Genomic DNA, 11,552 nt, shown 5'->3' with positions numbered 1-11,552 from the left:
CTGGCCGGTGCCGCGCTGGCTGCGCTGCACGCATTTTTCACCATCACCCTCAAATCGGACCAAACGCTCTCGGGGCTGGCCATAGCCATCCTCGGGGCAGGGCTGGCCGGATTTCTCGGTCGGGCCATCATCGGCGTTCGCGGCGTGCGTTTCGGGCTTGAGGCTGTTCCGGGGCTGTCTGACATCCCGGTCATCGGCAACATCCTTTTCCGTCAGAACGAACTGGCCTACCTGGCGTATATACTGGTGCCGCTGGCCGCGTGGGTACTCTTTCACACCCGCCTCGGCCTGAAAATCCGGGCCGTGGGCGAAGATGCGGCCGCAGCCGATGCCATGGGCGTCAACGTGGTGCTGGTCCGCTGGTCTTGCGTACTCTTCGGCGGCTTGCTGGCCGGGCTCGGCGGCTGCTACCTTTCGCTGGCCTACACGCCGGGCTGGAAGGACGGCATGACCATGGGTCAGGGTTGGATCGCCATCGCCATGGTCATCTTCTCCGGCTGGCGTCCGGGCCGTGCCGCGCTCGGTGCTCTTCTCTTCGGCGCGCTTGCCGCGCTGCAATGGCATTTCGAAGCGGGCGGATCCGAACTCATCCCCTCGTGGATACTGAAAATGCTGCCTTACGTGCTGACCATCGCGGTGCTGGTGCTGGTCAAGGCCTTCGCCACATCCGGCAAAGGCAGTGCACCTGCATCTCTAGGGGTTCCGTTTCAGCGAATGTAATGTCGGCAAACGCTCTCTCCCCCATTTTTCCGGGAGAATCCCCCGTTCTGACCGGGAAATGTTGACCCAAAAGAAAAAATACTCCATGTGTGACCTGTCTGTAACGCAAACAGAGGGGGAGATGGCCATGAACTGCACCTTCATGGACACCGAGCAGATTAAGCGTGAGTTCGACAGTCTCACGGAATCCATGAAATCCGTCGAAGAGCTGAAAAACACTTCTTTGAAAACGCTCTTTCCCGACGACTTCATCTGCCGGTTCACGTCCTGCAAATCCATCAAGGAACTCTTTGCCAAGAGCGGACACACCATTCAGAAGCAAGCCGACATCGATAGCGCACGCGAAAACGGTTTCGACGCCTTTATTCGTGAAACCACGTCTTTTGATGACTGGGACGCCATGCTTGAAGCTGCGCTCTGCGAGCTAATCTCAAAAAACAAGCTTTAACATCGGACACTTAAAAACCACCTGTTTCTTCATACGCACTTACCTTGACATTCAAACAATTCGAAGGCAGTTCTTTTTGAACATCAAACAAAAAGGACCGTCATGCAACTTGATAGCCTTCTTCTCATCGCGCTCCAATCGAGCCTTGTTCTCGGCCTCATTCACGGCGTCAACCCCTGCGGACATTCCTGGCTGGTGCTTGCCCCGTTCGTAAGCGGCGACGCCAACGGCTGGCGGGTAACGCGACTCACCACAGCGTTCATCATAGGCACTGCAGCCGGGTGCATTGCCATCGCCGTTGCCCTTGGCCTCTTCTCGGCCGGACTCCCGGACAGCGCCCGATACATCGCGGACATCGTCACCGCTGGCGTTCTGGTCGTGCTTGGCGCAATCCTAATCTGGAAACCGCACCTGTTGCACAGCCACGATCACGACCATGACCATCATGGACATGACCACCACGGACATCATCACGAACACGATCATCATGACGACCATGCACACCACCATGGCTCCTGCGCCTGCCATACTCCACTTTCGGCCCGCAAATCCACGGTCTACGGACTGGCAACCCTCGGCTTCGTGAACATGATCGTCCCCTGCCCGACGGTGGCCATCATGTATTCCTACGCCATCGACTCCGGCAGCGTGGCAAAATCCGTGGCCGTATTCGGCTCCTACGCTTTCGGTACCGGGGTGGCGCTCGCCGGGGTCATCTTCGCCATCTACAAGGTAACGGAACTCATCCGGACGCTGCAGAAACCGTGGATTGAGACCGCCGTTATGCGCACGGCAGGCCTCATGACCATATGCTTCGGCCTCTACTCCTTCTACATCGACGGTTACGGAGGAATCGTATGAGTCAGGACCACGCCCTTTCGCACCTGATCGTCGAGTTCTACGAACGCCTTTCGTCGTGGGAACATGCCGTCGTGCGCGACAAGGGGCTTACCCTGCCGCAAATGCACACACTCGAGATTCTCGGGCAAACGGCCCCATGCGGATGAAGGAACTGGCCCAGCGGATGGGCGTGACCACCGGGACGCTGACGGTCATGGTGGACAGGCTGAACCGAAACGGCCATGTGGAGCGACGCAGGCACGAAAGCGACAGACGCTCCATCATCGTGGCGCTCACTCCCTCAGGCATGGAGCTATTCAGGGAACACGACGACCTGCATAAGCAGTTGACCGATGACCTTACCGCCGGCCTAACGCCAGAGGAGACGACGGCGTTTACTGAACTGCTTCGCAGGATCGTCAGGGAGTTTTAAGAGATTTCTGACAGCAGACCCTGTTTCTGTCTTCCCGCTTTGCCTGATACAGACCGTCATCCGCCCGCGCGATGACTTCCTCAAAGGACAAATCACTCTCAAGGATCGCGGAAGTGCCAAAGCTGGCTGTAAGGCTGAAGCCTTTGCCGACCTTGACGATAGAACTCTCCTCAATGGCATTACGAAGCTTTTCCGCAACGCTGAGGGCTCCATCCTTATCAGTTCCCGGCAGTAAAATGGCGAACTCCTCGCCCCCGAAACGGCAAACCGAGTCCACTCGGCGCAGATTGCTTTCGAGCAGGTTGGCAATCTTGACCAGTGCCATATCACCGGCTTCATGCCCGTACGTGTCGTTGACAACCTTGAAATGGTCTATGTCCAGCATGACCATGGCACACTTGTCGCCATAGCGTTTGGCCCTGCCGAACTCGCGATTGGCAAGGCTCATGAACGCCCGCCGGTTAAGAATCCCGGTCAACGGATCAGTAGACGCCATGACCGCAAGCCGTTCACTTTGCTCCTGAAGCCTCGCCTGACCGCGCAACAGCAGGAAACTCAAAGCGATGACGGCCAGCACCATGGGAATGGCGAAAAGGGACTCCAGAAGAGTGTCATGCCGCCATGAGGCAAGCACGCTGTCCTTTGAAAAGCTGGCAAAGACGAGAAGCTGTGATTCATCGAGCCGGGTCAGCCCAACCACACGCTCCACCCCGTCAAACGGGGATACAACCATGAACGTGTTGTCAATCCGCTCACTCAGGGCACGATTTCTGACGTCCTGCACCACCGTACCCACGAACCGCTCATACCCCGGCACACGCGTATAAACATATCCGTCAGCATCGGCCAGCATCAAGGTGGCGCCCTCCGGATAATCAAGATCAAAGAGCATTTGGTGAATGGACCCCAGATCAACGAGCGCAGTGACCACCTTCAGCAGTTTCCCCTCGGGGCTTCGCACCGCCTTGCTCACCCCGAAGCACCACCTGCCCCCGTGCGCCGCGGATTGGAAGGGCTTGCCGACAAAAAGTCCCACGGAACGGTCAGTATGGACGCTGTAAAACGCCCTTTCCGCCACCTGCAGAGCTCCCCCGCCCCCGGCCCGGTGCAGCATGGAACCGTCAGATGCAAGAATCATCATGTCCAGAAAATGGGAGTTGTCCTTTTGCATGGCGACCATGAGCCTGCGGAACTGAAGGTCGTGTTCCTGATGGTCGCTTCCAAGCAGACTGCTGGCAACGATTATGCCGTTGAGGACCTCCTCGACGCCGAGGAGGGTTTTCTCCACCTGCGCCGCCGCAAGGCTTGATATGAATCGGACGTTGTTGCGGCTCTCGCTGATTGCGGACCGGTAGCCTGTTATCATGACGTACAGAAACACCGCGACCACCAGCCCGAGCAAGGCCCCGGCCACAAGCGCGGAAAGAAAGAGCAGCCGCCTGCTCCGTCCGCCGATGCTATGTTTTTCCTGACTCGGATTCACGTCCGCCCCGCCCGAGTTGAAGGCTATTTGTCCACAATAGCATTAAAGCAACAGGATGTGCGGGCGTCAAGGGGGTTATGCGCTAGCGGAATCTGTCGGGCGAAATCTCCAGTCGCTTGAGTATTTTTTGCAGCGCGACCCGGCTGAGACCGCTGATGCGCGCAGCCTCGGAAACATTTCCGGTGGTGGCCTCCAGCAGCTTGCGCACATAGGTCCGCGTGAAGTCCTCTACCACGGCGGCCTTGGCCTGCTTGTAGGAAACCAGCCCACCATTGGTATCCGAAGGCGCGCCGCTCTCGGCAATACGAACGACCGACATGTCGATGCTGTCGCCGGTGGCGAACACGGCCAGCCTGCGCACGAAGTTTTGCAATTCCCGAACGTTTCCGGGCCACGGCCGGGCCGCAAGATAACTGAGGGCCTCCGGCGTCGGCTCCTTGGGCGGCACTTTCAGCTCAAGGCACGTCTCTTCAATGAAATGATGCGCCAACAGCGGAATATCCTCAATGCGGTCTCTCAGGGGCGGCACGGTCACGGTCAGCACGTTCAGCCGGTAGAAGAGATCCTCCCGGAACTCACCCTCGGCAATGCGCTCCTCAAGGGCCCTATTGGTGCTGGCAAGGATACGAACATTCACGGGGATGTTCCGGCTCGCGCCCACCGGGCGGATTTCCTGCTCCTGCAGGCAGCGCAGCAGCTTGGTCTGCAACCCCATGGGCAGGTCGCCGATCTCGTCAAGCAGCAGGCTGCCGCCCTCGGCATTGACGAAGAGCCCCTTGCGTGCGCGGTCCGCGCCGGTAAACGCACCCTTGACGTGACCGAAGAGTTCGCTCTCCAGCAGTTGCTCGGGGATGGCCGGACAGTTGACCGCCACCATGGGGTTCTCCGTCCGCGCGCTGAGCTTGTGGACCACCCTTGCGGCAAGCTCCTTGCCTGTGCCGGATTCGCCGAGGATCAACACGGTGTAATCCGACTGCGCCACCGCAGCCAGCGAGTCCTTGAAATGCCGAATCGCGGGACTGTCGCCCACGAGGCAGTTCATCTCGGACCGGCAGGCCAGAAGCGTCTTGAGCCGTGCGTTCTCACCGAGCAGACGGCTGCGCTCCAGCGCCTTGTCCGCCACCCGGAAGAGCGCGTCCGGTTCCACCGGCTTGGTCAGAAAGTCGTACGCGCCGTTTTTGAGGGCACGCACGGCCTGCTCGATGGTGCCGTGGGCCGAAAGCATGACCATGGTGGTCCCGCTCCAGCGGCCGCACATACGCTCCACCAGCTCCAGCCCGTCCATGCCGGGCATCTTCAGGTCGGAGAAGACCACGTCGTAGGGATGCTCCTCCATGTGCTCAAGCGCCTCGGCCCCGGAGTGGCAGGCGGCTATGGTTTCGCCGGGGAAGCGGCTCTCCAGCAGCCGCGCTATCCCGCTTGCGAAGTCCTTTTCGTCGTCAACGACCAGTATGCTGTGACTGTCCTTCATTCCATTTCCGATTTATGCCTTGTCCCGCTTCGGGGAAGCGAAACGTATGGTAAAGACGGCCCCGCCGTCATCATATGCCTTGATACTGCCGCCCATGTCCTGAAGGAGGCCGTAAACAACGGCCAGCCCCAACCCGGTCCCCTTGCCCACATCCTTGGTGGTGAAGAACGGCTCGAAGATGCTGTCCTTGATCTCGGACGGCAGCCCCGGCCCGTTATCCCGGACTTCGAGACTGGGGATTTCCTCCTCATCCACAAACAGCCGGAACCTGATTGCCCCGTTGGAGCCCACGGCGTCCAGCGCGTTGTTGAAGAGGTTGGAAACGATCTGATGCAGCGCCTGCTGATCCACGCTCACCTCCGGGAAGTCCGGCTCCACGTGAAGCCCCACTGATACATCCGAAGCCCTTGCCTGAACACCGAACACGCCGACCATGTCCTCGACACCCTGACGGATGTCCACGGTGGCCCCGTCCGTCTTGCCGGGCCGGGCAAAGTCAAGCAGGTCCTGCAACACGTTCTGGGCCTGCGTGGCATGCTTGAGAATGACATCGGTATCGCCGCGAATCTCCTCGCCGCACGGGCCGTTCTTCAGCAGTTCGCCGTAGCATTTGATGACGCCGAGGGGATTGTTCATCTCGTGCGCCAGCCCTGCGGCAAAACGGCCGACGGTCGCCAGCTTCTCGCTCTGGCGAATCTGGGCCATCATCTGCCGCTCGGCAGTGACTTCGCGGACATAGGCCACGGCTCGGGAGTCGCCGCCCACCGGATACAGGCTGACCACGAACTGGCGACCGTCCACGGCCACTTCCTGCGTATAGGAAAGGCCCTTGGTCAGCGCCTGACGGAAGGGGCACTCGTCCTCGTGCTCGGCAAAGAGAATGGGCAACAGCCCGGACTCATTGCCGGAGGCAACGTCATCGGCCAGCTTGCGGGCAGCGAAGTTCGCCACCACCACGGAGCAGGAACCTTCAAGCAGCAACAGCGGGTCGGCGATTCCCTCGACAATGGACTGAAGCATGTCCTTCTGGTTGAGCAGGTTGTCCAGCGCGCCGATGTTCTCCATGGCAATGCCGAGCTGCGTTCCCAGCGCGCGCATGATGTCGTGGTCCTTGTCCTCAAAGAAGACGGCGGTATCCCACCAGAGGGTCAGCAGCCCTTCGGACGCCGCCGAGGTCGCGCCCACCGGGATAAGCACGGACTGTTCACTGGGGTAGGGTTCCCCATCCACCAGAACGTCCTTCCAATTGTCCGGGAGCGCGGGAATCGAGGCCTCCTCTGGCCAGAAGTACTTGTTCTGGGAAGCCAGCATACAGGTAAAGGCCGCGCCCTGCGCGTGGAATCGCTCGGCCAGCAGCGGCAGACAGGTGGTCCACATCTCCTTGCGGGACTGGCTTCGGTTCAGCGCATCAAGCAGGCGCACGAAAAGCGTGACGTCCGCCTTGCGCTCAAAGGCCTCCCGACTGAGCTGTGCAGTGCGCTGGGCCACGGTCCTTTCAAGGTTGGCGGCGTTGTCGCGCAGCTGTTCCTGCACGGTCAGCAGGTGATCACCCAACTCTTCCATGCCGTGGACCATCTCGTCGATCTCGTCCGAATGCTCCATGCGATCGAGGGCCTTGATCTCCTCCTTGTCGCTGAACCGCTCGCGGAAAACACGGGTCAACCGCTTGAGGTTGGCGGTGACAAGGCGGTTGAAGAAACCCTGCACGATGGCGAAAAAGACGAACATGCCCGCGCCGTAGATGCCGACATATCCCACCGTGGCGTCCCGTATCTGCGTCACGGCGTCATCCACCGGAAAGCCGACAAGGTCCACGCCGTCCAGTGCACCGAGTTTACGGCCAAAGCCGCGTTCCGTGCCGTAGCGGTCAAGCAGAATCCTGGGCGCTTCCTCGGGAGTGCCGTGGCAGTACATGCACTGTTTCTTGAAGATGACCGGCCGAGAAGTGATGAAATACTCGGTTCCGTCGATCTTCTTGTATCCCTGCCAGGACTGCTCATCGGGATGTTTCCGGAACCGCTCCAGAAGCTCCAGCTCCACGCCCTGCGCTTCGTAGTCGGGATTTCGTGCGTTGACGGACACGCGGCGGTACAGCACATCGCCGTTTTCCGGGGCCACACGGTCCATGACATTACGCGAAATGTACGATGAGCTCATGGCTTCGATGACAAACTCGTCCTGCGGCAGCACCGAGAACATCTTGGGCCGCAGGTCCTCGCGCACGTACCGTTGCACGGAATCCACCTGCGCGAGCGCCAGCTCGGCCCGGTCCCTGACCTCGGAGTCGAGCAATGACTTCAGGTGGAAGTACATGCTCGCCGAAAAGAATATGCCCATTATCAGCACGATTGCGCCAAGCCCCAGAAGGAACTTGACCTGCAAGGTCTGGGGGCGAAGATTGATCATAATTTCTCCAGAAAACGAAATTGCAAGAGGTCCATGATAAGACCTGAGCACTTTTGTGGCAAGGGTGCTGCGAAATAAGCAGGAAACGCAAACACGCAGCAACACCTGCTAACCAAAGTTTGCGACAATGGTCTACTCATCTTTTTTCACCGCTAATAATTTCAGCATGTTATCACTGTAACATTTCTGGCACAGAGCTTGCCTTAGGGGCCGCAACTTTAGTTTCAACCTTAAACCTCCAGGGGAGGAGTTTTATGGCAAGTTCTGATCTCGGACGTCCCAGCAACGTCCCCGTATGGATTCTGAGCGGCCTGCTGCTGCTCTACGGCGCACTTGTTGCGTCCGGGGCGCTGACCCCGATGCTCAAGGCCCTTCACGTCCACAAACAGGTGGACCTGATGGAAATCCTCGGCTTCACCTTCGGCGGCATCGGCATCCTGACCGCCATGCTGCGCAGCACCCGCATGAACAAACCCATGACCAACCTCGACACCTTCGTGCTCGAGACCATCCCGGGCATCCTGTTCATCGTCATGCTGGCCATGGGCATCCGCTGGATCGCCGAGCCCATCGTGGTCATGATGTCCAAGTCCCTCGTGCCGGTGCTTGGATTCAAGATCCACAAAGTGCTGAACCTCAACTACGTTGTTCTCGGCATCCTCGTCGGCATCATCATCACCAACAGTTGGGGCATTCCGAAATTCGCCGCATCAGGCGTCAAGACCGCACGGTTCGTGCTGAAGATGGGCGTCATCCTGCTCGGCGCGCGCTACTCCTTTGCGGAGCTGGCCAAGCTGGGCATGGTCTCTGTCTGGATGATCGGCTTCTTCGTCCTCGGCACCGTGTTCTTCGTGCTCTTCCTCGGCAAGGTGTTCAAGCAGCCCAAGTCCATGACCGGCGTACTCTCCGCAGGCATGGGTGTCTGCGGCGTCTCCGCCACCGTGGCCTGCGCCCCGGTCGTCAAGGCCCGCTGCTCCGAGATGGCCTACACCATCGGTACCATCCTCGGCTTCGGCATTCTCTGCATGTTCGCCTTCCCCACCATCGGGAAAATCGTGGGCATGAACGCCACCCAGTTCGGCGCATGGGCCGGTACCGGCATCCTGAACTCCGCTCAGGTCGCCGCAGCCTGCCTCGCCTTCAACGCCGTGGACATCAAGACCCTCAAAGTCGGTGAAATCTTCAACATCACCCGCGTGCTGTTCCTGCCCATCATCGTTCTGGTGCTGGCAAGCTGGTACGGCAAGGCCGCAGGCCAGAAGCTGTCCTTCAAGGAAGTTGTCATCGACAAGTTCCCCATCTTCATCATCGGCTTCCTGCTGCTCTTCGCCATGTCCTCCTTCGGCCTCTTCTCGCCCCCGGGCCACTACAAGGGCAAGTACCTTGACTTCAGCTACAACCAGCGCACCGAAGTCACCCCCGAAGAGCTGGTCGTTCTCAAGAACGCCAAACTCGAAGGCCTGACCCCGGAAGAACAGGCTGCCTACAACGACCTCGTCAAGCAGCACCAGATCGCCGGTAACTTCGAAGACCGCGACAACAAAGACATGTTCGACGCCACCGCCCGCAAGCGCATGGCCGGACTCGAATCCATCCTCGCCCGCGAAAAAGGCAAGGAAATCACCATCAGCAGCGACGTGAAGTCCGCAGTCAAGCACGCGGTCAAGCAGGTTCACAAGAAATCCAAGACCATCGTGACCCTGACCGACGCCATGGTCTGGTTCTTCGCATACGGCCTCATCGGCCTCGGCATGCAGATCACCCGCAAGTCCATCGCTCAGGCCGGCGGCTGGCCCCTCGTCATGGGTGCCATCTCCGGCGTGACAAAGGCGACCCTGTCCTTCATCGTCGTCATGTACTTCGTCAAGGACGTCGTCCTTAAGTAAGGAGGAGAAATAATGGAAGAAAACGTGAAACTTGAAAAAGAGAACTGCCCGGTTTCGCCCTCCGTCGATTCCGACCAGCAGGATAACGAAGAACGCGCGCTCTCCGTCTTCGCCTCCGAAAAGAACGAAGACCTGACCGCCCTCGTCCTCGTGCTCATCGTCACCTTCTTCGTGCTGCTGTTCACGAAGTGGCTCGCATAAACCGATACAACCGGGGGGAGCGTCCGCGCTCCCCCCGATCCCAACGGGGTCGAAACATGTTCAACACGATACTTCTGGCCACCCACGGCACTCCCGGCGCACAACAGGCCGAAGCCCTCGCCGCAGACTGGGCACGAAAAACCGGTGCCCGGCTCCTCGTCCTCAGCGTGGCAAACGAGGCCTGGAAAGACATGACCTGCGACGACTGGCTGAACACCTCCACCACCCGAAACACCTTCGGCAGCTATGTGGAGGGCCAGATCAGTGCCGAAGTGGAACGCCTGCACACACGCATCCGCAAGGACCTGGCCGACCTCGAACCGGATTTTCTCTGCACCGTGGGCAAACCCCACGAAGCAATCGCAGAAGCTGCCCGCAAAACCGAAGCCGACGTGCTCGTCATCGGCGCCCGCCAGAAAAAGCAGGCACCGGGCTTCAAGGACCGCGTCACGGCCAAGGAGCTGCACCCGCTGCTGCCCTGCCCGCTCGTGATCGCACCGTAATCATTGCAATGCGCTTTCTCGACGATACGATAGCCGCCATGAGTACCGATAAAACCATGACCTGGATGCCGCTTAACCTGCCCTGGAACCAACAATTCTGGGACGGACTGGACTCCATGCGCGCCATGCGCCTCAACCCGCACTGGCACATCGAGGAAAACGACGGCTACACCGAATACGACATCCCCGGCGACGGCAGCCGCTACGACATCGACGACATCCTCACAGACCGCCAGTTCACCCTGCGCGCCAGCATCGAACACGGACAAAACCACTGGAAGGTCACCTTCAACGGCGTCGATCTCGCCATCCATGCCCGCTCCGAAGATAACGGCAAAAACACCGCACTCGCCTACGAATACACACCCTTCGGCGAAAACGCGCCCTCATCGGAACAAATCGACACCCTTCTACGCCACTGGCTGCCAAGCATTCGCGAGTACTACAGACTCTTCACCGCCGACACCGTCCGCAACCGCTTTTTCCGCTTCTTCATGAACAAAGTGATGCTGCGCATGAACCCGACCCAACGCCGCATCTGCGCGTTCATGTTCAAGCTCACCCTGCTGGAAGTGCTGCTCATCATCGTGCTTGGCGTCGGTTTCTACTTTTACGCAAATACCGGAGGAACCCCATGAACGAAAACCGTTCCATGCCTTTCTGGCACTTTTTCGTCGGCCTCGGAGCCATCAGCTACCTCTCCATGGGCTTCATGCTGGTCTACCAGTACCTCGCCATATCCATGGACCTCCCCGGCCGCTTCCTGACCGTCCTGCACGACACCAACGGCGACTGGTGGCTCGACATCCAATGGTCCCACCCCGTGCTCCTCATCTGGGCCGCAACCGCCTTCACCACAGCCCTCGGCTACGCATGGTGGAAGCGTAACGACACCCGCGCCTACCGCGACCCCGAAGTGGAAAGCCAGCCCGGTTTTTAAAAAATATCCATCCATACCGCAGCCCCGAGGGAGGGGCACGCCCCCTCTCGCCCCTCCCCTCACCCCTTTGTATATAGCTGGTTTATTAGTGCCTCCGGCGGCCCTCCGGGGGCTTAAACCCTTTTCCAAAAGGGTTTAAGAATCCCAAAACGCTTTGGTTTGCCTTCGGCGAGGCTAGCCGATGACATACAGCTTTCACGTAGCACAAACGCCTTTAAGTC

11 protein-coding genes and 1 pseudogene are annotated in these 11,552 nt (G+C 59.3%); 9 read left to right on the top strand and 3 right to left on the bottom strand.

Going from position 1 to position 11,552, the window contains the following annotated elements:
• The 4 genes and pseudogenes from JCM12178_RS15030 to JCM12178_RS15015 form a co-directional block, all read left to right on the top strand.
• Positions 1-720, top strand: a 720-nt coding sequence (locus tag JCM12178_RS15030) for an ABC transporter permease (RefSeq protein ID WP_054652552.1), incomplete at its 5' end; no start/stop codon positions are given.
• 127 nt (positions 721-847) lie between these two features.
• The gene (locus tag JCM12178_RS15025; RefSeq protein WP_157054945.1) at positions 848-1,168 is read left to right on the top strand and encodes a hypothetical protein; all 321 of its coding nucleotides are present in this window, start codon (positions 848-850) and stop codon (positions 1,166-1,168) included.
• A gap of 102 nt (positions 1,169-1,270) precedes the next feature.
• Positions 1,271-2,029, top strand: a complete 759-nt coding sequence (locus JCM12178_RS15020; RefSeq protein WP_054652548.1) for an urease accessory protein UreH domain-containing protein — start codon at positions 1,271-1,273, stop codon at positions 2,027-2,029.
• Positions 2,026-2,441 (top strand): annotated as a pseudogene (locus JCM12178_RS15015) (MarR family winged helix-turn-helix transcriptional regulator). Before JCM12178_RS15020 ends, JCM12178_RS15015 begins: the two are co-directional and overlap by 4 nt.
• Here the strand turns inward: JCM12178_RS15015 and JCM12178_RS15010 are convergent.
• The 3 genes from JCM12178_RS15010 to JCM12178_RS15000 form a co-directional block, all read right to left on the bottom strand.
• Positions 2,428-3,924 carry a sensor domain-containing diguanylate cyclase gene (locus JCM12178_RS15010; protein ID WP_054652546.1) on the bottom strand — a complete coding sequence of 499 codons (1,497 nt, stop codon included), beginning with the start codon at positions 3,922-3,924 and terminating at the stop codon, positions 2,428-2,430. The pseudogene JCM12178_RS15015 and the gene JCM12178_RS15010 sit on opposite strands and share 14 nt — an antisense overlap.
• Before the next feature lie 82 nt (positions 3,925-4,006).
• Positions 4,007-5,395 carry a sigma-54-dependent transcriptional regulator gene (locus tag JCM12178_RS15005; RefSeq protein WP_054652544.1) on the bottom strand — a complete coding sequence of 463 codons (1,389 nt, stop codon included), beginning with the start codon at positions 5,393-5,395 and terminating at the stop codon, positions 4,007-4,009.
• A gap of 12 nt (positions 5,396-5,407) precedes the next feature.
• Complete coding sequence (locus JCM12178_RS15000) at positions 5,408-7,801, bottom strand: c-type heme family protein (protein ID WP_054652542.1); 2,394 nt, start codon at positions 7,799-7,801, stop codon at positions 5,408-5,410.
• A gap of 254 nt (positions 7,802-8,055) precedes the next feature.
• Here JCM12178_RS15000 and JCM12178_RS14995 point away from each other — a divergent pair, with 254 nt between their 5' ends.
• The 5 genes from JCM12178_RS14995 to JCM12178_RS14975 are packed head-to-tail and all read left to right on the top strand — an operon-like array spanning position 8,056 to position 11,331.
• A complete protein-coding gene (locus tag JCM12178_RS14995) occupies positions 8,056-9,687 on the top strand; it encodes a YeiH family protein (RefSeq protein ID WP_054652539.1) in 1,632 nt (543 codons plus the stop codon).
• A gap of 12 nt (positions 9,688-9,699) precedes the next feature.
• On the top strand, positions 9,700-9,888 hold the full coding sequence (locus tag JCM12178_RS14990; protein WP_054652537.1) for a hypothetical protein: 189 nt from the start codon (positions 9,700-9,702) through the stop codon (positions 9,886-9,888).
• A gap of 56 nt (positions 9,889-9,944) precedes the next feature.
• Positions 9,945-10,391, top strand: a complete 447-nt coding sequence (locus tag JCM12178_RS14985; RefSeq protein WP_054652535.1) for a universal stress protein — start codon at positions 9,945-9,947, stop codon at positions 10,389-10,391.
• A 38-nt stretch (positions 10,392-10,429) separates the two neighbouring features.
• On the top strand, positions 10,430-11,029 hold the full coding sequence (locus JCM12178_RS14980) for a hypothetical protein (RefSeq protein WP_157054944.1): 600 nt from the start codon (positions 10,430-10,432) through the stop codon (positions 11,027-11,029).
• On the top strand, positions 11,026-11,331 hold the full coding sequence (locus tag JCM12178_RS14975; RefSeq protein ID WP_054652531.1) for a hypothetical protein: 306 nt from the start codon (positions 11,026-11,028) through the stop codon (positions 11,329-11,331). Before JCM12178_RS14980 ends, JCM12178_RS14975 begins: the two co-directional genes overlap by 4 nt.
• The last annotated feature ends 221 nt before the right edge of the window (positions 11,332-11,552 follow it).

The sequence above is a fragment of the Salidesulfovibrio brasiliensis JCM 12178 genome (assembly GCF_001311825.1).
GTDB classification, from domain to species: domain Bacteria; phylum Desulfobacterota; class Desulfovibrionia; order Desulfovibrionales; family Desulfovibrionaceae; genus Pseudodesulfovibrio; species Pseudodesulfovibrio brasiliensis.
This window is presented reverse-complemented; position numbering and strand designations above follow the sequence as displayed.